Below are 20,972 nucleotides of genomic sequence, written 5' to 3'. Positions count from 1 at the left end.
GTAAGGCTAGCCTATCCTTTGGTAAATTAGGCAACCATTGCGTAACGTAATTACGCCGAAGCGGGGACGGTCGTGCCAATGTCTGAGCCAACTCCAAACAACGCGGGGTCACCTACGGCCCATCCCGAGGGGGATAATGGGCGCTAAGTGACCCCGCGTTGCTGTTTAGCGGGTGGACTAGCGGAGGACGATGTCCACCGGGTTGGCCTCGGACCGCCACGTCCCCTCGTCCCCCGGGCGGGGCCCGATCACGGGGGCGGTGAGCACGCCGGAGCGGTTGGTACGTTTGTCCCGCAGGATCTCAGTGACCGAGCCGAGGTGGCGGGACAGGTCGATCACGTTCTCCGGCGCGGCCAGAAGCAGCTGGAAGCCGAACTCGTGCAGCGCCTTGATGCCGGCGCCGGCGAACTCCTCCGAGGCCAGCACGAAGGCCTCGTCCATCATCACGGTGCCGTAGGTGGTGAAACCCTGTTCGGCGATGCCCAGCTGGTAGCTCAGCGCCGCGGCCATAATGAACGCGGTGAAGCGCTGCCGCTCGCCGCCGGACATCGAGCCGGTATCCGCGTGCATAAAGACCTCGGTCTTCCGGCGTCCGCCCTTTCCCGGCCCCTTGGACCCGGCGCCCTGGACCTCGCGGTGCTCCTTGCACTGAACGAAGAGGTGTCCACGGACATCGAGCACCTCGGCGCGCCAGCGCCGGTCCTCAGGAGTCTGCGAGCCGAGACGCTTCACGAGCGTTTCGAGCGACTTGTAGCGGTTGGTGAGCTCGGCGTCGTCGTCGATTTCCGTCACGGCAGCGGCAGCGGCGCCGGCGGCCTTGACCGGCCGGGCGTGCCGGACCCTGAGCGCGTTCTGGATGGCGTCCTTGAACTGCTTCGCCGTGGCCGGCAGGGTCTGCCGGATGTCCAGTTCCAGGAAGCTGCCCTCGTGGAAGTTCACCTGGGACAGGATCCCGTTGAGCGGAAGGATGCGGCTGGTGATCGACCGGCGTTCCTCGTCCAGCAGGTGCAGCAGCGTGCTGAAGGATTCGTGCGTGCGCTGGTTGAAGAACTGCCGGAATTCGGACTCCTGCGCGGGCAGCCCGTCGCTCACAATGGCGTGGTAGCGGGATTCGAACTCGCCCGCTGCCCCGATCGAGGTGCCGTGGTCCGCGGAAACCGCCGTGCCCCATTCGCGGACGAAGCCTTCGAAGATGCGGGTGAGGCGTTCCGAGGTGGTCTGCCCCCGGGATTCGGCCGCGTGCAGCTCGGCGAGGAGCCGGGTCCGCACCTGGTTGGCGAGGTTGTCCAGCCCATACATTTCCAGGACATCGCCGACGTCCGTGAAGTACGGTTCCAGCGAGGAGACGGTGGCGTCCGACGGCGGCGCCTGCGCCAGGCGGGTGCGGGCGGCGTCCAGCAGCGCATCGGCACTGGTCAGTTGCGAGTCAAGGGTCTTGTACTCGCTCTGCAGCACGGCCGCGGCCTCGGTGCTGGACTGGTGCCTGTGACGGGCGGCCTCGGTGTTGGCGCGCAGCGGTTCGAGGTCGGCCTGCGCGGCGAGGGCATCCTTGAGCCGCTGCTCGATCCGGGCGAGCCCGTCCGAGGCTACGGCGGCCGAGACCTGCTCCCAGGGGCGATGGTCGTCGGCCACCCGGCGCAGTGCCTCGAGCTGCCGGCTCATGCCCTGGTGTGACTCTTCCCGGCCCTGCGCCAGCTCCGCGGCCTTGGCAAGTTCCTGCTGCAGGTCCTGGACGCGCCCGGCGACGAGTTCACGCTTGAAGGCGTTGTCGAAGCCGAGGACGTAGTCCTGCCGGGACGTGTTGCGGTCGTCCTTTTCCACCGTGTGGCGGTTGCGCTTGACCACCCCGCCCAGGCTCAGGCCCTTGTCCAGCCGGGCCAGCTCGTCCGGGTCTTCAACACACGGGAACGCGAAGTCGAGGGCGATCCGTTCGCGGATCCACCCGGCCGCCGCGGCGGCCGGGCCCGCGGTGAGGATGTCCAACTTCGTCAGCAGATCGCCGTCGGACGCGTCCTCCACCGCCAGCGCACCGCCGGCAAGCGGCTTGGAGACGTCCACCGCGCGCAGTGCGCCGCGGACGGAATGGTCGTTGAGGTACCGGGTGACGGCGGAAAAGTGCTCGCCGGGAACCAGCAGTGTCGTGGCGAGGCCGCGCAGCGCGCGCTCGGCGGCCGGCCGCCACTGCTCCTGGCCGTCGGCGAGGTCCATCAGCTCACCGCCGAACGGCATATGCTCCTCGGGAACACCGGTGGCCACCGCGATGGCGCTGCGGTTTTCAATGCTCGACGGCGGCAGCAGGGACTTGCGCGTCTTGAGCGACACCAGTTCCTGCTGCGCCGCAGCGAGCTCGCGCTTCCTCGCGGCGTGGCCGTCGAAAGCCTCGAACCGGAGCTCCTTGAGCGCCTCCGAGTCGCCCTTCAACTCGTCCGAGCGTGCCGCCGCATGCTCGTGGGCCCGCTCCCAGCCGGCCGCGGTCCACTCAAGCTCCAGTCCGGCGTCGGAGAGTCCCTTGCGGGCCGATTCCTCCACCTGCTGGCGCAGTTTGAGCGCCACCCGCGCGTTTTCCAGCGACTGCTCGATCGCGGAGATCGCGTTACCGCCCTGGTTGTTGTAGTCTGCCTCGAGCTGGCGCAGCTCCCTGGCCAGGCCGTCGCGCACGCCGCGTTCGGCGCCGAGGTCCTTGGCCTTTGCCTGCGCGAGGTCCTTGAACCTGGCCAGCGTTTTCTCGTGGACGGTAACGGCCAACTGCTGCCTGTAGGCCTCGAATTCCTCGCCGGCGAGGTCCCGGAGCCGGTTGGCGTCGAGCAGGGACCGGGCGTACTCCTTGTTCAGGCCGGGCACCGGGGCCAGCTGGTCGCGCTGGCCCCGGACGTCCTCCAGACGCTGCCGGATGGACATCAGGTTGCTGAATTCCTCGACGACGTCGTCCGCGGCGGCCAGCGTGGCGGGAGCGTCCAGGACCTGGTCGCGGAAGAAGGTGTTGACGCTGCCGCCAAGGCCCTTGCCGGCCTGGATCACGCGCAGCAGCGGGAGCGCCTGGTCGGAATTGATGCCCAGCAGGCGGCGGAAGCGTTCCGCAAACGCCTTGTGGACATCGAAGATCTGGGCAGCCGGGAAGATCGCGTCCAGGGCCGACCTGGTGAACCGCTTCTCCGCGATGCCCTCGACGGCCGAAAGATCCAGCGGCTTGTTGTCGATCAGGTAGTACCGGCCGACGCTGGACTCCGTGCCGTTCTTGGGCAGGTCGAACAGCGCCGAAACGGTCACGCGCGTGCCGGCGGCGTTGTCGAAGGTCAGGGCGACGGCGGACCAGGTGGCACCGGGGCGCTGGAAGGCACTCGCCGAGCCCTCGCCGACGGCCTTGTCCCCCACCTTGCCGCGCATGTATGTAAACGTGGTCCGCTTGTCCTCCACCGCGCCTCCCGCGCGCTGGGCCGCGGCCTCGTTGGAGCGCGGCCGGGCGTCGAAAACCCGCAGCATCGCATCGAACAGCGTGGACTTGCCGACGCCCGAATTGCCGGTCAGCAGGGTGCCGTGGCGGTCCACGTGCATCGTGTGGGCCCCGTGGAAGGTGCCCCAGTTGACCACCTGGACCAGGGCGAGGCGCATCTGGCCGGGGTTGGTGAGCTCACCCATGGGGAGCATGGTTGCAATGCTCACTTGGCTGCCTCCGCTTCGTCAGTGGCGGGCTTGGGAGACGACGACGGCGATGCCGCCCCCGCCCCTGCGCCGCGCATCTGATCTTCGATCAGCTCAGCGCGCGGCTCCGACAGGCCCGATGCCACTCCCGGGGCGGCATCGCCGTCGTCGTCTTCGTTTGTCAGTGCGCCTTGGGTGACCGTTTCAGCATCCCCGTCGCTGTTTAGCTCATCTGGGGCGGCATCGGCGTCGTCGCCGTCCTCTTCCGCAGAACTGTCGGCGTCGAGCTCCAGCAGCGGTTCTGTTCCGGACTGGTCCGTGGCGGCGGCTACCAGGGCTTCGATCTGGGCGGGGATGTCGCCGATGTTTTCGAAGGGGAGGGCCAGGGGGAGGGCGTTGGAGATGGTAAAAACCTCGTCCAGGCCGGTAATGAGGAGGAGCTGGCGGGCCAGGAGTTTGGTGATGGCGCGGTTGACGACGTCGGAGTCGCGCAGGGCATCCTGCTGGCCGGCGGGCTGATAGTGGGCCACGAGCTCGGCGATTTCCTCGCGCGTGATGGTGGGGTCCGTCTGGGCTGCGACATGGCGGTCAAGGAGCAGGCGCAGCCGGAGCAGCACGATGGTTTCGACGCGGCTCAGGGCACGCTGCTGGCGCAGGATGCTGGAGCGGGTGCTGCCGCCGATCGCCTCAGGGTCAACCGGACGCAGCACCGCCACCTTGCGTTCGTGGTCCAGTTGCAGGGTGAGGAAGAGCTCGGACAGGCGGCTGCGCAGGATCAGCTGGTTGTCCAGCAGCGTGCTCCAGAGCTTTTCGTCGCGGCCGCCGTCGATGTAGGGGCCCTTAAGCAACTTCACGAGCGCCTGGCGGACCTTCATCGGGAGTACACCGGTGTCGCCCGGGAAGAGCGCAGCGCCGTCGACAAAAGTGTCCCGCGCAGTGACGGCGAAGGGAGCCGGATGAACGTGGCCCGGCCCGGGCGCTGCGTCGTTGTCCACCGCAGTATGCGCGTCGTGGGAAACTTCAGTCATCTTCAATCCTTCTTGAGCGTGACGACAGGCAGGTACGCGGTGCGTGTGGTGCCGTCGATCTGTTCGAAATCGATGGTGTCCCAGGCCTCGCGATCAAAGCCTGCGCCCGCGTGCAGGGCGTGCGAAAGCAGGGCCCGGATGGAATTGATGTGGCGTTCCCCGGCGGGCAGCTGCTCCCACACCTCGGCCAGGGTGGCGGCACCGGCGAATGCGGCCCGGATCGCCGCGGGGCTCGCCTTGCCGGTCCGCGGCGAGCGCACCCGGTCCGAGTCGCTGAAGGCGATCGGGTCGGCAAGCCTCGGCGGGGCCGCAAACTCGTCCGGGTCGAAGAGCTTGACCATGGCCAGGGACTCGAAGCCGGCATTGAACAGCACCGGGCCGCGGACCAGGCCTGGGCGTTCCCGCTCGTAGGGCAGGGAACGGAGGGCCTGTTCGGCCTCGCGGAGGACCGCGCGGAGCCGCACGGACTGACGGAAGTCGTCGCTTTGCACGTAAGTGTTGAGGCTTTCGCTGAGCTTGCCGTAGATCCGCTGAATCTGGCTGTGCTGGGTGCGCAGTTCCGCCACAAGGTTCTTCAGCGTCTCGCGTTCCTCCTGTCGGAGGTCGTCCGCGAATTCCCGGCTCAGCACCTCGCCGATCGCCGACCGGAAGCGCACCTGCTGCTGCGGGTCTTCCAGGAATGCAGTGAAGGAGCGGAAGGTCCTGCCCTCGGGACTTTGCCGGAGCCGCTTGTCCGCCTCCAGCACCTGGGCCATGGTGGCGCCCTTACTCAGGGACTCCTCGATGATCTGGTTGCGGAGTTCGCACACCAGCTCCTCGATCCGGTCACGCATCTTTTTGTAGTCCGCGGGCAGGCTGGCAGCGAGGTCCAGGATGTTGCCGGCAGCCTCCACCGCCTCGTCGTCGTCGAGCAGGCCGTCAAAGTCCCCGGAGCTGATGTCCTCGATCAGTTGGCGCCGTTCGCCGATCTCGTCTTCAAGGGATTCGAGCCGGGCGCTCTGGTCCGGGTTGGTCTGGTTCGCGAGCTTTTCGACGTCGCCCAGCAGCGTGCCGAGCCGGGAACCGTTGAGCGTGGAACGTTCGCTGGAGAGGCTGTCGAGGAAGGCGAGGACCCGGGCCGCGGGTTCGGTGACTTCGTAGACGATCCGGCCGGACTGGTTGCGGCGGGTCAGGAAGTTCCTGCGCGTCCACTCGTCCGCATATTTCTTTCCGGAGGGTGTGCCGTTGGCGGCGCCGCCCTGTTCGTCCCCCGTCCCGGGTGGCTGGCGGCGGAGCTGCTCCAGGAAGGCGTCGACGTCGGCGTGGAACTGTTCCAGCGGCAGCTGCGGCCGGGTGCGGGTGAAGGAGGCTTGCAGCACGGCGATCACCCACGGAGCCGAACGGGTGAGCGCCCAGGCGGGACCCTTCGTGAGGAGTTCGAGGTCCCGGAGCCGGGCGCCGATGGCGTCGGCCGAAAACTGGGCGGAGCGGGACACGCACTCTCCTTGAGCTGCCTCGGGGATGTTGGTGGGGCAGCGGATACTGAAAACCTGCCAGCTACAAGGTTAACTCAGGCCCCGAAGGGTTTAGGCGTTGAATGCCTCCCGCCGCAGGAGCACACTGTTTACATCACATGGAAGGAGCTTTTGTCATGCGTAAAAAAGCGGTATTGATTACGGGGGTGGCGGCCGCGGCGGTGGTTCTGGGCGGCGCGACCGTGGCGGTCGCGGCCGGCACCCAGCCCGGCGGTTCCGGCGTTACCGTTGACCGCCCGTTCCAGGTGGCGGGCGGCGGGACCGAGCGGGACGACGATTCCAATCTGCCGGCGCTGACGGCCGAGGACCGGGACAGGGCCGTTAACGCTGCCCTCGCCAAGGTCGGCCAGGGCCGGGTGGCCGAAGTGGAGCGGGAGAACGAGGGCGGCGCAGCCTACGAGGTGGAGGTCCGTCTGGACAACGGCTCCGAGGTGGAAGTCCTGGTCGGTGCGGACTTCCAGGTCCTCAGCCAGGCCGCCCCGGAGCTCGACGACGACTAAACGCACCACCGAACCACAACGCGGGGTCAGATCCGGCCCGTCATGGGCCGTTACATCGGCCGTAAGTGACCCCGTGTTGGATTTATGCCGGGTTTTTTACCGGGCCGGCCGCGAAGACGGCGCACTTTCCGCGACCGACCCGTGACCTACGCCCCAGTAGCATTTCAATCCCGTATCAAGAGCCCGGAACGGCCGCCGGGCTCTGGTTGACCGTACGTCCCGCACCCTACGCTCGGGCTACTGATTCAGCCGGAGCAATGGTCCAGGGGGAAGAATGCAGTTCGACCTAAGCGCAGTGGAAACGGGAACCATGGTGTTCATTGGAACACTCGTGATTGCCCTGATAATCACCCTCTTTATGATGACGGCGTCGTTCGCCGCCCTGGTGCTGGTGGGCGTCGGCCGCCTCGCGTGGATCATTGTGGCCAGCGTCCTTTTGGGACTCGTCCACGGCATCAACCACGCCTGGGACCGGCTGGTCCACCACGCCTCGAGCGTGGAACTGCCGGGGGATTTCGCGGCGGACTTTGCAGGAGAATTCGCCGCCGAATTCATCGCACAGCCAGCCCCTAGTACCGGCACCTACCCGCGGGTAGTATTGCGGGACAGCTGAAGGGTCCTCCACCCACGGCGGATCCAGGGCTCGAGCCGGTAACCCCGGTTAGAGGAGATGCCCCGTGAGCTCCGCCGTCGAAAATCCAGCCACCGAGAATCCAGCCACCGACAGCCCCGCCGCAGATGTTCCCGTATCGGCGGACGCCATCGGCCCCGGAGCCACCGCGGCCGACGCCCGGGCCATCGCCGAGGCCGCCCGCGAAACTACGTGGGACCGGCCCAGTTTCGCCAAGGGTTTGTACCTCGGCAGTTTCGACCTCAGCCTGATCCACCCCTGGCCGGAGGCCCCGGCGGACGACGTCGACCGCGGCGAAGCGTTCATGGCGCGCCTGACCGCCTACTGCCGCACCATGTCCGGGCGCACCATTGAGCGCGACGCCCTGATCCCGGACGACTACCTCAAGGGGCTGGCGGAACTGGGTGTCTTCGGCATGAAGATCCCCCGCGAATACGGCGGTCTCGGCCTGACTCTGGTCTACTACGGCCGGGCGCTGGCGCTGCTGGGCTCGGTGCATCCCAGCCTCGGCGCCCTGCTCTCCGCCCATCAGTCCATCGGCGTCCCTGAACCGGTCAAAGTGTTCGGCACACCCGAGCAGAAGCAGGAGTACCTGCCGCGTTGCGCCGCGGGAGCCATCACGGCTTTCCTGCTGACCGAACCCGACGTCGGCAGCGACCCTGCCCGGATGGGCGCCACCGCCGTCCCCTCGGAGGACGGCCAGTCGTATCTGCTCGACGGTGTAAAGCTCTGGACGACCAACGGCGTGATCGCCGAGCTGGTCGTCGTTATGGCGTTGGTGCCGGCCCGCACCGCCGCGGACGGAACGGCGCACAGGGGCGGCATCAGCGCCTTCGTCGTCGAGATGGATTCCCCGGGCATCACAGTGGAAAACCGCAACGCCTTTATGGGGCTGCGCGGCATCGAAAACGGCGTCACCCGCTTCCACCAGGTCAGGGTGCCCGCCGCTAACCGGCTGGGACGCGAAGGCCAGGGGCTGAAGATCGCCCTCACCACGCTGAACACCGGCCGGCTCTCGATCCCCGCGCTCTGCGTCGCCTCCGGACGGTGGAGCCTGAAGATCGCCCGTGAATGGTCCAACGCCCGCACGCAGTGGGGCCGGCCGGTGGGCAAGCATGAGGCTGTGGGCAAGAAGATCGCCTTCATCGCCGCGAGCGCCTTCGCCCTGGACGCCGTCTTCGAGCTCTCCGCGGAAATGGCCGACGCCGGGCAGAAGGACGTCCGGATCGAGGCGGCCCTCGCGAAGCTGTGGTCCACCGAGATCAGCTGCCGGATCGCCGACGAACTGGTACAGATCCGCGGCGGCCGCGGCTTCGAGACGGCAGACTCCCTGGAGGCCCGCGGCGAGCGTGCCGTCCCCGCCGAACAGCAGCTCCGCGACCTCCGGATCAACCGGATCTTCGAGGGTTCCTCGGAAATCATGAAGCTGCTGATCGCCCGCGAAGCCGTGGACGCACACCTCGCGGCCGCCGGGGACCTCGCCTCCGAGGACGCCAGCCTGTCCGACAAAGCCCGGGCCGCCGTCGGCGCCTCCGGGTTCTACGCAAAGTGGCTGCCCAGGCTCGTCGCCGGTGCGGGCATGGATCCGCGTTCCTACAGCGATTTCGGCCGGCTGGCCAAGCAGCTGCGATTCGTCGAACGGTCCTCGCGGCGGCTCGCGCGGCAGACCTTCTACGGAATGGGCCGCTGGCAGGCGAAGCTGGAACACAAGCAGGCGTTCCTTGGCCGGATCGTGGACATCGGCGCCGAGTTGTTCGCCATGGCTGCCTGCTGCTCGCGGGCGGAGATGCTGCTGCGCACCTCCCCGGTCCGGGGCGCGTCCGCCTACGAGCTCGCCGAGGCGTACTGCGAGCAGGCCCGCGTGCGGGTGGACGAATACTTCGACCAGCTCTGGCGGAACACGGACGACGGCGACCACGTCCTCTCCCGCAAGGTCCTCGCCGGGGACTACGAGTGGCTGGAAGCGGGCGTCCTGGACCAGTCCGAGGGCACCGGGCCGTGGATTGCCGATGCCAGTCCGCGCGCTTCCGTGAAAGAAAACCTGCACCGCAAATACCGCTGACGTGCGGCTTCACAGCCCGTGTTGCCGCTCCAACTCAATAGTAAGCATCCTTGCTACCGGGTACCGCCCGTGGTTAGGTGGAGAGGAGATGGCCACGCCGGTCTCCGTCTTGCGGTGCCCGGTTCAAGCAACGAGCGCGGGTCAATCAGTGAAAGTGAGTAGTCCTCATGAGCAACACAGCAGGCCCCGAAGATCGATCGCCCCGACGCGCCCACGACCAGGAGGGTGCCCCTGACCAGGAAGCCCGCATTCACGACGCGCGCCAGGACGCCGCCGGCCAGGGCACAGCCCGCCAGGACAGCGCTCGGAACGGTGCCGACCGCACCGAGCCGGTCCGTCGTGAGCCGATCCGGGACAGCGCAACTGACACACGCGCCATCCCGACCGAAGCCGCGGCAACCACCCGGTCCCGCGATGCGGTGGACGCCCAACCGACCCGTGCCCAGCCGGTGACCGCTGTGCGCCACGATAAACCAGGCCCTGAAGCCTTCATTGACGACGTGCCCACCCGCGAGACCGTCGTGGCCCGCGAGAAGGAGCAGTTCGGCGGCATCAAGATCGGCTCAGCCTTCTTCGGCTGGCTCGCGGCCACCGGCATGGCCGTGCTGCTGACCGCACTGGTTGCCGCCGCCGGCACCGCCGTCGGACTCGCCACCAACACCGACGTCAACGCGGCGGTCAGTTCCGGCGACCAGACCGTGGGGCTGGTCGGCATCATCGTGCTGCTCGGGATCCTGCTCGTGTCCTACTACTGCGGCGGCTACGTCGCCGGCCGGATGGCCCGCTTCAACGGCGCCAAGCAGGGTTTTGCGGTGTGGGTCTGGTCCATCATCGCCGCGATCGTGATCGCCATCCTGGGCCTCGTGGCGGGACAGCGGTACAACATCCTGGCCAACCTGAACAGCTTCCCGCGCATCCCGGTCAACGAGGGCCAGCTGACCACAACGAGCATCATCGCCGCCGTGGTGGTCGCCGGAGTTGCTCTCGTCGGTGCCGTGCTCGGCGGCCTCGCCGGCATGCGCTTCCACCGCAAAGTGGACCGCGCCGGGTTCACGCCGGCGGAAACTGTTGAGGAGCGCTAAGCCGGCGGTTTAGCCAAGCGCCCGGATCCTGCCGGGCTCCGCGGCCCGGCGCCCGGCGGACTCAGCTCCTCCAAGGCCACGTGTCAGCGGAGTTCGACGGCGTCAAGGTAGTACCAGCGGCGGTCCACCCGCAGGAAACGGCTGGTCTCGTGGTGGACTCCACGTTCGCCGCTGTGCCGGAAATGCGCCTGGAACTCAACAATCCCTTCGGTGTCCAGCAGACCGCCGCGGCTGGTGGAGACGATGTCCAGCCGACGCCACTGCATGGCCGGATCCAGCTCCAGCCCGGCGGGCCGCGTGTCCGGGTGCCAGGTCCGCAGCAGGTAGCCGGGGTTGAGCACCACAAAGGCGCCATAGCGGGCGCGCATGAGCAGCTCCGCCGTCGGCGCCTCCGCTTCGCCGCGGTGGAAGCGGCCGCAGCAGTCCCGGTACTGCTCCCCCGAAAGGCACGGGCAGTTCCCCTGGAATGGAGCGGCCGCCGGCTTACCGGACGGCCCGGGGACAGGGTCAGCGGCGTTCGTCACGGGGTTTCCTTCCGGCGGGCCGGACGGCGCCGGCGGGGCTGCTTCCGACTATAGACGTACCCTAGCCCGGTGCCGCCGTGCCGACCGGGACAACGTCTGCAACACGTCTGGGCCCAGACCGGCGGTGCCTTCGTGTCCGCTCCGAAAAGTCCGTATTGTTAATCCGTATTGTTAAGAGTGCCGTTGCCCGGCGAACCTTGTTGCGTCCGGTAGCGCAGGGAAAGCCAGCCAGGAGAGGTGAAATGGAAGATCCGACCACCATCGCCCTGAACCTGACCTTTTTCGCCACCCTCGCAGTGGCGTTCGTCATGTTCTTTGGTCTCTTCCTCGTTTTTGTCGCCACGCTGGTGATTGCCGGCCTGGGACGGCTGGTGGCTGTCTTAGTCGTGGCCACGGTCCGCAGCCTAAGCGGGAGCCGCTCGGGGCCCATGCCGAGTATCGGGACCCTGCGCTCCGCTGATGCCGCTGAATCGGCCAGGCCAGCAACTCCCGCGACGCCGGCTAGTGCCCCTGCGAAGGAGAAACCGGCCAGGCCGGAACCCGCGCTGTCACCGGCGTGGGTCGACGCCGTCGCGCGGGCCGACGCCCGCGCGGCTGCGAAGGCCAAGGCCGAGACAGCACCGGCCGTTAAGGTCTCGGTCCGCGATCTCCCCAGCCCCAACACTCCCGTCCAGGATGTAACAGCAGTGGGGCCGCTGGTGGCGTCCGCCACCGACCGGAACGGCGAGCTGGGCACCGCTCCGCACGCCTTCACTAAGCCGCCGATGCCCGCTGCGAAGTCCGTGCTGGACACCGGATCACTCGTTTCGCTGCCCGGCCAGCTTCCGCTGCCCACGAGCACTCCGCGAAACAATCGGCAGCACAAGCCGCAGGCCGATCCGCAGGCCCAGGAGCGCAAAGCCGGCTGAGCCCTTACCCCGGGCAGCTAAGTCCGCTACGGTGAAACGCATGGAATTCAGATACCTCGGGAACAGCGGCTTCAAGATTTCGGAAATCACCTTCGGCAACTGGCTCACGCACGGGTCCCAGGTGGAAAACGACGTGGCCACCCAGTGTGTCCGGGCCGCTCTCGACGCCGGGATCAGCACCTTCGACACGGCGGATGTGTACGCCAATACAGCTGCGGAGACGGTCCTGGGCAGCGCATTGAAGGACGAGCGCCGGCAATCCCTGGAGATCTTCACCAAGGTGTTCGGCCCCACCGGCCCCAAGGGCCACAATGACCTGGGCTTGTCCCGCAAACACATCATGGAAGCCATCGACGGCTCCCTGACCCGGCTGCAGACGGACTACGTGGATCTGTACCAGGCCCACCGCTACGACTATGAAACCCCGCTCGAAGAGACCATGCAGGCATTTGCGGACATCGTGCGGCAGGGCAAGGCGCTCTACATCGGCGTCAGTGAGTGGACCGCCAACCAGATCCGCGACGGCCACGCCCTTGCCAGGGAGCTGGGCTTCCAGCTGATTTCCAACCAGCCGCAGTACTCCATGCTGTGGCGGGTCATCGAGGCCGAGGTGGTTCCGGCGTCGGAAGAGCTGGGCTTGTCCCAGATCGTCTGGTCCCCCATGGCGCAGGGCGTCCTGAGCGGCAAGTACCACCCCGGCAAGCCCGCTCCCGAGGGCAGCCGCGCAACTGATACCAAGGGCGGCTCGAAGATGATCGAACGCTGGATGTCCGACGACGTCCTCACCGGAGTCCAGCAGCTGAAGCCGATCGCGGACGAGGCCGGGCTGACCATGGCCCAGCTGAGTATCGCCTGGGTGCTGCAGAACAAGAACGTGGCCTCCGCCATCATGGGCGCGTCCCGTCCGGAGCAGATCGCGGGCAATGTCGCGGCCGCCGGGGTGAAGCTCGACGCGGAAATCATGCACAAGATCGACGCCGCGATCGGCTCCCTCGCCGAACGGGACCCCGCGCAGACCAAGTCCCCGGCCTCCCGCGAGGCCTGAGCTGTGGCACCGGGAGCAGAACTTGCGGTCACCGGTTCCACAGGGCACCTCGGCGGGCTGGTGGCCCGGAAACTGGCCGACGCCGGCAGCCCGCAACGGCTGCTGGTCCGTGACCTCCGCCGCGCGCCGGAGCTGGCGGGCGCGGTTCCCATGGTGGTGAGTTACGCCGATCCGGTGCTGGCCAAGGCAGCGCTGGCAGGGGTGCAGACGCTGTTTATGGTCTCCGCCGCCGAGGCCGAGGACCGGCTGCAGCAGCATTTCACCTTTGTCGACGCGGCCGCGGAAGCAGGGGTGCAGCACATCGTCTACACCTCGTTCTTCGGGGCCGCGCCCGATTCGACCTTCACCCTGGGCCGGGACCACTTCGCCACGGAAGAGCGGATCAAAGCCTCCGGAATGGACTACACCTTCCTGCGGGACAACTTCTACCTGGATTTCCTGCCGCTGCTGGCCGGGGATGACGGCGTCATCCGCGGACCCGCCGGCGACGGCGTGATGGCCGCCGTCGCGCGGGCCGACATTGCCCGCTCCGCTGTAACGGTGCTCCGGGACCCTGCCCTGCATACGGACCGGAGCTACAACCTCACCGGGCCGGAAGATATCTCGCTGGCCCGGGCCGCGACGCTCCTGACCGCCGGCACCGGCCGGACCATCACCTTCCACCACGAGACGCTGGCGGAGGCCTACGCCTCGCGGGCCTCCTTTGGCGCACCGCCGTGGCAGGTCGACGCCTGGGTGAGCACCTACACGGCCATCTCCGCCGGTGAACTCGCCGGGCCGACGTCGGCCGTGCACGAACTCACCGGACGCCGACCACTGGGCCTGGCGCAGTTCCTGGCCGAGTCGCACACACTGTAGGGGCGCGCGATACCGCGGCGCGAAATACTGAGGCACTCCTTGCCGTACTGCCGCTTCCTGCGCGGATATGCTCGGCGTGACAAACATGGTCCGTCGCGTCCGGCGGAAATAATTTGGGGACATCCTTGAAAAATCTGTTCGATCTTTCCTTTACGCGCTTCGTCTCGCCGTCCATCGCCAAAATCGTCTACATCCTGATCATGATTGCCTTGGGCATCATGTATATCGTGGTCGTTATCTCGGCCTTCGCCAGCCGGAACGCGGTCCTGGGCATCCTGGTTCTGCTCGTGATCGGGCCGCTCTTCGTTCTCATCTACCTCGCGCTGGCACGGATCGGGCTCGAGTCACTCGTGGCCGGAATCCGCACCGCCGAGAACACCGCCGAACTGATCCGGCTCCAGGGCGGCACCCCGTCCGGCGGGCCGCAGAACGGCACATATCAGGGCCCGAACGGTCCCACCTCATGGGATCCTTCGGCGAACCGCCCGCCCGCAGCGCCGGAGGCCTACCCGTACCCGGAGCAGCCGAACACGCCCCCAGGCCACTAGTCACCCCGCCTTCCTGCCGGACCGGCCCGGTCTTGACGGCATCCGGACCGCGGCGTAGACCTGAAACCGGGTGACACCGGCCAAAACCGGGCTGGTCCGGAGCAGAATCGCGGCACGTCATGCCAAAGCAGATGTCCAGACACTCAAACGTCCTGAGAAACCCGCGCCGCCGGACGGGAAAGCTCCCGTCGCACCCCGGCGAGCCGAGCCACGGGCCGCTGACGGCCGAGGAACTCCAACTCGCCGTGCGGAACCACTCGATGCCACTCGAGGCGCTGCGGAATGACACAACTCCGCCCGGGCTTCACTACCTGCTAAACCACTTCGATATCCCGTACATCGACGCCGACAACTGGCATCTGCGGATCGGCGGCGCCGTTCGGCGGTCGCTGGAGCTGAGCATCCGGGCGCTCCGCCGGGCACCGAGCATCAGCGTCCCTGTGACGCTGGAATGCGCCGGGAACGGCCGCGCCCTTTTGAAGCCCCGCCCGCTGAGCCAGCCGTGGATGCTTGAGGCCGTCGGCACGGCCACCTGGACGGGCGTCCCGCTCGCCTACCTCTTAACCCAGGCGGGCGTTGAGGACGACGCCGTCGAGGTGGTCTTCACCGGCGCGGATACCGGAGTTCAGGGCGGGGTACGCCAGCAGTTCGCCCGGAGCCTGCCGATGGACGAGGCCCTTCGGCCCGACGTCGTGCTGGCTTACAGGATGAACGGCTTCGAACTGCCGCCACAGCACGGCTACCCGCTCCGGCTGGTGGTCCCCGGCTGGTACGGCATGGCGAGCGTGAAGTGGCTGTCCTCGATCAAGGTGCTGACCAAGCCCTTCGACGGGTTTCAGCAGTCGGTCGCCTACCGCTACCAGCAGGACGCGGACGACGCCGGAGCGCCCGTCACCTGGATAAAGGTCCGCTCGCTGATGGTCCCGCCGGGCATCCCGGATTTCTTCACCCGGCGCAGGATCCTGCCCGCCGCTCCAGTGATGCTGACAGGACGCGCCTGGTCCGGACAGGGCGCGGTGCAGCGGGTCGAAGTCGGGATCGACGGCAAGTGGGCGCCGGCCCATCTGGAGCACCCCGCGGCGCCATTTGCCTGGTGCGCGTGGTCGATGCCATGGGTCGCCGAGCCCGGCAAACACGAACTGGCGTGCCGCGCCACGGACGCGTCCGGAGACGTGCAGCCGCTCGAGCAGGTCTGGAACTACCAGGGAATGGGCAACAACGCGGTGCAGCGGATCACGGTGACCGTCGAGTAGCCGGTTACACCCCTGTCAGTAATCAACAATCCCTGCTTGATCGGGTGCGCGGCCACGGCCCTGGTGACGGCGGACTCCGCCTTCCCGCCGCCAGCCCCGTAAATCAGCGCGGTCTTGCCCTCGAGCAAACCGTTTCCCGGCACCTCGTTGTTCAGCATGATGGCCAGCCTCCTGCCGCGGAGTGGTAAATTCCCTCAGCTGTGTTCCAGCCGGGCGCCGCTGGCAGGAGGGCGCAGTCATCTCAGGAGGCGAGAGTGCCGCGGACGATGCTCACGCTGGAGTGCGCAGGATTGCCGTCCACCGGCTCGTCGGAGACATCCACGATCGGATATTTGGCCAGGTCCAGCCCGGCGGGAAGCGGGAAAGTGCCGGACTCGGCGGTCAGGACGCCGAGGCTGACAAGCCGTGAGAGATCGGGTGCAATCAGCCAGACCTCCTGGTATCCCTTGGCCTCGTCCCTATTTAACGTCACCTCAAGGGTGCGCCGTCCATCCTTAGCCTCGATGATCCGGGCCGAGCCAGTGGCGGAGTGCTGGTCCACCGGTGCCAGCTGCGCGGATGCGAGTGGAGCAATCACCGGTTCGTTCTGCCGGATGGACCAGAAGACCCCGGCAGCCACCAGTGCGGTGGCTGCCGCGGCTGCGAGCCAAGCGCCGGGACGGCGCAGCCAGGTGGGGCCGGCATTGCCACCGGGCCCGCGGTCGTTGCGATCAGGCCGTTCCTCCGGGGGTGCCTTCACTTCCCGGGGCGCGGAGGGGAATGGAGTCACGGTCGCCGTCGAAGGTGACGACCCGGCGGGAGGCACTGCCGCTGCCGACGGCCCGGCGGGAGACGCCCCGGCCGGTGACACCGCCGCCGGAGAGCCGAGCGGGTCCTCCGCGACGGCCCCGGAAAGGCCAAGCGTGCGATGGATCCCCGCCCAGATGTGCGGCCCGGGCACTTCCAGTGCGGCGGCGTCCGGTCCGGGCCTGGCCGCCACCACTGTGCGGCGCAGCCCCACATAGTCCGCTGCGCAGCCGGGGCAGGAACGGAGATGGTCCGCGGCGTGGTCTCCGAGCTCTTCGCCGAGAGCCAGCAGGCTCAGGGACTCCGAATCAAGATGCTGCACGGTCTACCTCCAATCGGTTTCTGAGCTGGGACAGGCTGCGGCGGATGTGGCTCTTGACGGTACCAAGCGGCAGGTCCAGTTTCTTTGAGATCTGCGAATGCGTCAGGTCATCGTAGAAGGCGAGCTTGAGGATGGATCCCTGCGGCTCGCCCAGCCGTTCCAGTTCTCCGTCCAACAGCAGGCGGTCGGCCACGGCTTCTGGATCCGCATGCCCTGCGGATTTTTCGGAATCCGGGCCGATCTCCACCGCGGCCAGCACCTTCCGGGTTTCCCGCAGCGACGCCGCCTGCGCGTCGGTGATGACGTTCCGGGTGATGCCTACAATCCATGCGGGCAGCCGGGCTTTCCCGGGGTCGAAGGCCTGCCGGGAGCGCCAGACCCGGATGAACACCTCCTGCGTGACGTCGTCGGCGGCGGCCTGATCACGCAGGGAACGCAGGGCAAGCGTGTGGACCAGTGGCGAGAACTGCCGGTAGGCCTCGGCCAGCGCGGTTTCGTCACCGGCGGCGAAGGACTCGTTCAGACCGGCGTCCCAGGCGGAAGAGGCCTGATGGAAAGGTGCCAAGCCGTAATCCTTCCCACCGCTGGAGACGACGATGAGCGCTGCGTTTGGAATCATGCCGGCACCGCCGTGACAATCACATTGTCGCCGTAGTTCTGTTGTTCGTCCAGCCATCGGCCGCCGCAGGTCACCAGCTTCAGCTGGGGCAGGCCGTCACGCCGGAAGATGGACGCACCGTCAAATGCGTCCTTGGCCATGAGTTCCACACCGATCACCCGGAAAATAATGGCCGCCGCCCCTTCGCGCCGGACCGTCACCAAAGTGCCCGGCGAGATCGACTTGAGCTGGGAAAAGGGCGCCGAATCGGACGTGGTGTCGACGTGCGCCGCGACCACCGCGGTGCCGGCGGTAGCTCCCGGTGCCGGACCGAAGCGGTACCAGCCGGCCTCATTGAATGGCTCCGGGATTTCCATTGCCCCGTCCGGGCTCACGCCCACATCGACGATCGCCATGTTGATAGTGGTGCCTTCCACGGTGAGGAATCGCGGGGACGGGTCCGCGGGCGCCTGGCCCGACGGGGTTGCCGGCCGGACGGGTATGGCTGATACCTGGGCCGGAACGGGAGCAGATTCTGCAGCCTGCACTGCCAGTTGGGACTCCGGCGGCAAAGATTCGGGGCCTCCGGGCTCAGGGGCCGGTGTCACCGTTGATTCCGTAACGGTTCCCGACGTAGCCGAAGGAAGCGGAGTGGCGGTGCCCCGGGGTGCGGCGCAACCGGCAATCAACAGCACCACCGTGACGACGGCGGCCGCGACCTTCGCCCCTGCCCGCTGCGCAGGCGGCAGCGGAACCGGTGGACGGCGGGTGGGCTCCGCCGTCGTCGTTCGCTTCATTATCCGTTCTCCTGCCGTGTTGGAGTCCATGGGCCAGCCGCCCGGCGGGTGACCGGGCGGCCGGCGTTAGCGGATGGGGTCTAGCGCATACGGCCGAGCGCCGGCCGCTTGCGGGACGCGGCGACAGCGCCGGCGAGCAGCAGGAGGACCGCAGCGCCGATGCCAACCGTGGCGGCCGTCGGACCTGCTGGTGCGGTCCCGGGGTCAGCGGCGCTGGCGCGTCCGCCCGGAACACCGGCAGGGGCCGAATGCAGCCCGTCGATGTTTTGCACGGCCAGCTGCAGGGTCTTGTCCGCGAGGCTGCCCCACGCGTACGCCACCGTGTGGGTGCCTTCCTTGACTGTTACATCCGCCGGGCCGATCACCGGCGCAGTGGTGCCCGCGGCGGCCACCGCGACGGACAGGGTGCCGGGATCCAGCGTCAGCGTCTTCTCTTGAGGGTTGGCCAGGCCCGAGATGACGGGGGCGCCGCCTGCGAGGACGTCCACGGCCGGTGCCGCTGCCGTGTGCCGGACAGTCAGCTTGCCCTTGCCGGCATCGAGCCGTGAAACATCGTTCGTAAAGAAGTTGGCCGTCGGTTTACCGGCGGCGTCGAGGTTGGCCACGGCCGTGTAGTTCCCGCCGGCCGCGAGCGTGACTTTCACGGGCCCGATCACGGGGGCGGCGGCGTCTGCGGCATCGGCGGCGGTGACGGCAAGGTCATAGTTCCCGGCCGGAAGGGCCAACGGCCCGGCGAGGGTGCCGGGGGTGAAGTTGTCCAGGGTGCGTGCGCCGTTGACCCAGACGTCAACGGTAAGTCCTGGCACTCCGTGCAGAACGGAAAGCTGGGCGTCGGACTCGGCCGCCTGGGCAGGGCCGGCAAGAGTAAGGGCTGCCGCAATAGCTACGGCGCCTGCTGCGAAAAAAATCGTACGCATGTGCATCTCCTTCAACGGCCCGCCGAACGGGCGATTTATGTTTACACCCCTTCTACCGGCGCACCAGGCCGTTTGGATGCACGCACATGGAGAGCCTTTTGACGGAGCGGGTGGAAGGGCGCGACGGCGGGGCGCAACGAAGCGGCCGCGCGGCTCCGGTGAGCTGCCCGGCCGCGGCTGGAGATGCCCGGCGCGGGCTAGAGGGGCTGGTTGTTCGGGTTGTCCGGGTCGGACTTGGCGTCCGGGCCGCCGGCTGCAGGTCCGCCGACACCATAGAAGCCCGTCCGGCCATCGGCCGGACCTGCCGTGGCCGGACCTGTCGTGGCCGGACCTGTCGTGGCCGGATCTGTCCCACCGGGACCGGGTTGGCCGTGGAGGGGCGGGGCACTATCTGGAATGCCCGGGACTTGCGAATATCCGGGCCCGGCCGGTGGCCCGCCGTAGGGACCCACCGGAGTGTCTCCCGGATCCCGCGGGCCCATGTCGAGGTGGAATGGCGGGTATTCGTCCCGCATCAGGGCAACGTAGGTGGTGACCCGGTAGACCCAGCGGTTCAGGCCCAGCAGGAAGTCAAAGAGGCCCCGCGCGTACACGCCGGTGAACAGCAGGATGACCCCGGCGATGATCACCAGCAGCCCGAGCAGGGAGATCCCCACGCCTACCTGCACCCATTGGCCGTCGCGGTATATCCAGGTCTGGGCGGTACCGGTCAGCAACGCGATGATCAGCAGGTGGGGGATGGCCAGCAGCCAGGACTTCACGAGCACCAGGCCGCGGGACAGCTTTTCGGGATAGTCGACGTCGAAGTCGGCCGGGTAGTCGGTGCGCTCCAATGTGAAGGGCGGGTACCGGTCCGTGCCGAGCGCCCCGTAGGAGTAGAAGGCCACCCGCCAGCTCCAGCGGATCACTCCGACGTTGAAGTTGAACAGCGAGCGCGGGTAGCGCCCGGTGAAGAGGATCGCGAACCACGCCACGATGGTGACCACACCGAAGGCAAACCAGAGGAAAAAGAGCACGATGAAGTGCGGGATCGCCAGGAACCACTTGAACAGCCACATCCAGCGGGACAGGTCCCGGTCCAGGTAGCCGCTGAGCCTGGCCGGATACACCACACGACCGGTTCCCGGCGGCTGGCCGCCGTAGGCATACCCGGCAGGCACCGGTGCGGCGTGGCTCTGACCCGACGGCGGCTGGCCGCCGGACGCCTGACCGGCAGGCACCGGCGCGGCATGGGCCCCGTAGGCCTGCGCCGGAGCACGGGACACGGACGCCGGACCGCCCTTACCGCGTCCCAGTCCCGCGGCGCCGAGAATGATCAGGGGAATGCCGATCAGCAGGAAGACGATCCCGCCGACCAGCAGGCCAACGAACACGGGCCAGAGTAGGTCCGAGCGTGCCCCGGCCTGCAGGTTCACGTCAACCGGGGTGCTGGCGTCGGCGTTCATAACAACCACGGCCCAGCTGCCGGGCCGGATGTCCCAGGTGAGCTGTTGTGTCCCCGGCCCGGTGGCCTTGGCTGTCCAGAAGCTTTGATCGGCGGGCCGCGTGGGTGTCCTTGTGCCGGGGACGTCACGGTAGACAGCGCGGAAAGGCGAGAAGCGGACCTCGGTGATCTCGGAATGTTTGACCTCCGCCAGGTAGGCCGCCACGGCATTCCGGGGCGCAATCCCGATAAAGATCTCTTTGCCCGCATCCGCAGAGCCGCGAAGCAAAACACTGCCGGCAACGTCGACGGAGACGGAGTCGGACAGGCCGCCTTGGGTCATGATGCTGAGGCGGGGCGAGGCCAGGGCATAGGAGTCCGAGGAGTAGCGCTCCAATGGCGACGTGAAGTAGCCGTTGTCGCGCTGCTGGTAGTTGGCCCACCCCGTCGCGCCGGCGCCGGCCATCAGCCCCAGGCCGATGAGGGCGCTGAGCGTCCCCAGTATGAGCATGACAATCCGGCCTGGTCGCATGGCCG

Annotated in this window: 18 protein-coding genes and 1 pseudogene; 9 read left to right on the top strand and 10 right to left on the bottom strand. The window is 67.8% G+C overall.

What is annotated here, in order from left to right; translation table 11 throughout:
* Positions 1–177: 177 nt before the first annotated feature.
* From AC50X6_RS06105 to AC50X6_RS06095, 3 genes and pseudogenes are all read right to left on the bottom strand, one after another.
* Positions 178–3,660 carry an ATP-binding protein gene (locus tag AC50X6_RS06105; RefSeq protein WP_494965357.1) on the bottom strand — a complete coding sequence of 1,161 codons (3,483 nt, stop codon included), beginning with the start codon at positions 3,658–3,660 and terminating at the stop codon, positions 178–180.
* A 215-nt stretch (positions 3,661–3,875) separates the two neighbouring features.
* Positions 3,876–4,667 (bottom strand): annotated as a pseudogene (locus AC50X6_RS06100) (DUF4194 domain-containing protein); the annotation flags it as partial.
* A gap of 2 nt (positions 4,668–4,669) precedes the next feature.
* A complete protein-coding gene (locus tag AC50X6_RS06095; RefSeq protein ID WP_494965356.1) occupies positions 4,670–6,142 on the bottom strand; it encodes a DUF3375 family protein in 1,473 nt (490 codons plus the stop codon).
* A gap of 155 nt (positions 6,143–6,297) precedes the next feature.
* On the opposite strand from AC50X6_RS06095, the gene AC50X6_RS06090 reads away from it, so the two are divergent.
* The 4 genes from AC50X6_RS06090 (at position 6,298) to AC50X6_RS06075 (ending at position 10,456) form a co-directional block, all read left to right on the top strand.
* Positions 6,298–6,681: a PepSY domain-containing protein gene (locus tag AC50X6_RS06090; protein ID WP_494965355.1), complete on the top strand. Its 384-nt coding sequence runs from the start codon at positions 6,298–6,300 to the stop codon at positions 6,679–6,681.
* 274 nt (positions 6,682–6,955) lie between these two features.
* The gene (locus tag AC50X6_RS06085; protein WP_494965354.1) at positions 6,956–7,294 is read left to right on the top strand and encodes a hypothetical protein; all 339 of its coding nucleotides are present in this window, start codon (positions 6,956–6,958) and stop codon (positions 7,292–7,294) included.
* Positions 7,295–7,358: 64 nt separating this feature from the next.
* Positions 7,359–9,374 (top strand): acyl-CoA dehydrogenase family protein, encoded by a 2,016-nt coding sequence (locus AC50X6_RS06080; protein ID WP_494965353.1) that lies wholly within the window; start codon positions 7,359–7,361, stop codon positions 9,372–9,374.
* Positions 9,375–9,541: 167 nt separating this feature from the next.
* Positions 9,542–10,456: a YrzE family protein gene (locus AC50X6_RS06075; RefSeq protein WP_494965352.1), complete on the top strand. Its 915-nt coding sequence runs from the start codon at positions 9,542–9,544 to the stop codon at positions 10,454–10,456.
* 83 nt (positions 10,457–10,539) lie between these two features.
* Here the strand turns inward: AC50X6_RS06075 and AC50X6_RS06070 are convergent, their stop codons facing one another.
* Positions 10,540–10,980 carry a YchJ family protein gene (locus AC50X6_RS06070; RefSeq protein WP_494965351.1) on the bottom strand — a complete coding sequence of 147 codons (441 nt, stop codon included), beginning with the start codon at positions 10,978–10,980 and terminating at the stop codon, positions 10,540–10,542.
* Positions 10,981–11,222: 242 nt separating this feature from the next.
* Here AC50X6_RS06070 and AC50X6_RS06065 point away from each other — a divergent pair, with 242 nt between their 5' ends.
* From AC50X6_RS06065 to AC50X6_RS06045, 5 genes are all read left to right on the top strand, one after another.
* On the top strand, positions 11,223–11,888 hold the full coding sequence (locus AC50X6_RS06065) for a hypothetical protein (protein ID WP_494965350.1): 666 nt from the start codon (positions 11,223–11,225) through the stop codon (positions 11,886–11,888).
* 40 nt (positions 11,889–11,928) lie between these two features.
* The gene (locus AC50X6_RS06060) at positions 11,929–12,933 is read left to right on the top strand and encodes an aldo/keto reductase family protein (RefSeq protein WP_494965349.1); all 1,005 of its coding nucleotides are present in this window, start codon (positions 11,929–11,931) and stop codon (positions 12,931–12,933) included.
* 3 nt (positions 12,934–12,936) lie between these two features.
* Positions 12,937–13,791: an SDR family oxidoreductase gene (locus tag AC50X6_RS06055; RefSeq protein WP_494965348.1), complete on the top strand. Its 855-nt coding sequence runs from the start codon at positions 12,937–12,939 to the stop codon at positions 13,789–13,791.
* Between the two features lie 125 nt (positions 13,792–13,916).
* Entirely contained in the window at positions 13,917–14,339 is a 423-nt protein-coding gene (locus AC50X6_RS06050; RefSeq protein WP_494965347.1) for a DUF4282 domain-containing protein, read from the top strand.
* Between the two features lie 131 nt (positions 14,340–14,470).
* Complete coding sequence (locus AC50X6_RS06045) at positions 14,471–15,592, top strand: sulfite oxidase (RefSeq protein ID WP_494965346.1); 1,122 nt, start codon at positions 14,471–14,473, stop codon at positions 15,590–15,592.
* On the opposite strand, the gene AC50X6_RS06040 is transcribed toward AC50X6_RS06045, so the two are convergent.
* From AC50X6_RS06040 to AC50X6_RS06015, 6 genes are all read right to left on the bottom strand, one after another.
* The gene (locus tag AC50X6_RS06040; protein WP_494965345.1) at positions 15,538–15,750 is read right to left on the bottom strand and encodes a hypothetical protein; all 213 of its coding nucleotides are present in this window, start codon (positions 15,748–15,750) and stop codon (positions 15,538–15,540) included. The genes AC50X6_RS06045 and AC50X6_RS06040 overlap by 55 nt on opposite strands.
* Positions 15,751–15,833: 83 nt before the next feature.
* The gene (locus AC50X6_RS06035) at positions 15,834–16,700 is read right to left on the bottom strand and encodes an anti-sigma factor domain-containing protein (protein ID WP_494965344.1); all 867 of its coding nucleotides are present in this window, start codon (positions 16,698–16,700) and stop codon (positions 15,834–15,836) included.
* On the bottom strand, positions 16,687–17,265 hold the full coding sequence (locus AC50X6_RS06030) for an RNA polymerase sigma factor (RefSeq protein WP_494965343.1): 579 nt from the start codon (positions 17,263–17,265) through the stop codon (positions 16,687–16,689). The genes AC50X6_RS06035 and AC50X6_RS06030 overlap by 14 nt, the downstream gene beginning before the upstream one ends.
* Before the next feature lie 50 nt (positions 17,266–17,315).
* Positions 17,316–18,095 (bottom strand): class F sortase, encoded by a 780-nt coding sequence (locus AC50X6_RS06025; protein ID WP_494965342.1) that lies wholly within the window; start codon positions 18,093–18,095, stop codon positions 17,316–17,318.
* Positions 18,096–18,175: 80 nt separating this feature from the next.
* A complete protein-coding gene (locus tag AC50X6_RS06020; protein ID WP_494965341.1) occupies positions 18,176–19,012 on the bottom strand; it encodes a DUF4397 domain-containing protein in 837 nt (278 codons plus the stop codon).
* Positions 19,013–19,209: 197 nt separating this feature from the next.
* Complete coding sequence (locus AC50X6_RS06015; protein ID WP_494965340.1) at positions 19,210–20,967, bottom strand: DUF4389 domain-containing protein; 1,758 nt, start codon at positions 20,965–20,967, stop codon at positions 19,210–19,212.
* Between the last annotated feature and the right edge of the window lie 5 nt (positions 20,968–20,972).

It is taken from the genome of Pseudarthrobacter sp. HLT1-7, from assembly GCF_059383435.1.
Note: the sequence above shows the minus strand (reverse complement) of the source record. Positions and strands in the feature narration are given on the sequence as shown.

Coding starts and splice junctions, on each gene's coding strand:
- AC50X6_RS06060 (WP_494965349.1), top strand. CDS start 11,929: ATGGAATTCAGATACCTCGGGAACAGCGGCTTCAAGATTTCGGAAATC.
- AC50X6_RS06075 (WP_494965352.1), top strand. CDS start 9,542: ATGAGCAACACAGCAGGCCCCGAAGATCGATCGCCCCGACGCGCCCAC.
- AC50X6_RS06040 (WP_494965345.1), bottom strand. CDS start 15,750: ATGCTGAACAACGAGGTGCCGGGAAACGGTTTGCTCGAGGGCAAGACC.
- AC50X6_RS06045 (WP_494965346.1), top strand. CDS start 14,471: ATGTCCAGACACTCAAACGTCCTGAGAAACCCGCGCCGCCGGACGGGA.
- AC50X6_RS06025 (WP_494965342.1), bottom strand. CDS start 18,095: ATGAAGCGAACGACGACGGCGGAGCCCACCCGCCGTCCACCGGTTCCG.
- AC50X6_RS06090 (WP_494965355.1), top strand. CDS start 6,298: ATGCGTAAAAAAGCGGTATTGATTACGGGGGTGGCGGCCGCGGCGGTG.
- AC50X6_RS06015 (WP_494965340.1), bottom strand. CDS start 20,967: ATGCGACCAGGCCGGATTGTCATGCTCATACTGGGGACGCTCAGCGCC.
- AC50X6_RS06085 (WP_494965354.1), top strand. CDS start 6,956: ATGCAGTTCGACCTAAGCGCAGTGGAAACGGGAACCATGGTGTTCATT.
- AC50X6_RS06020 (WP_494965341.1), bottom strand. CDS start 19,012: ATGCGTACGATTTTTTTCGCAGCAGGCGCCGTAGCTATTGCGGCAGCC.
- AC50X6_RS06065 (WP_494965350.1), top strand. CDS start 11,223: ATGGAAGATCCGACCACCATCGCCCTGAACCTGACCTTTTTCGCCACC.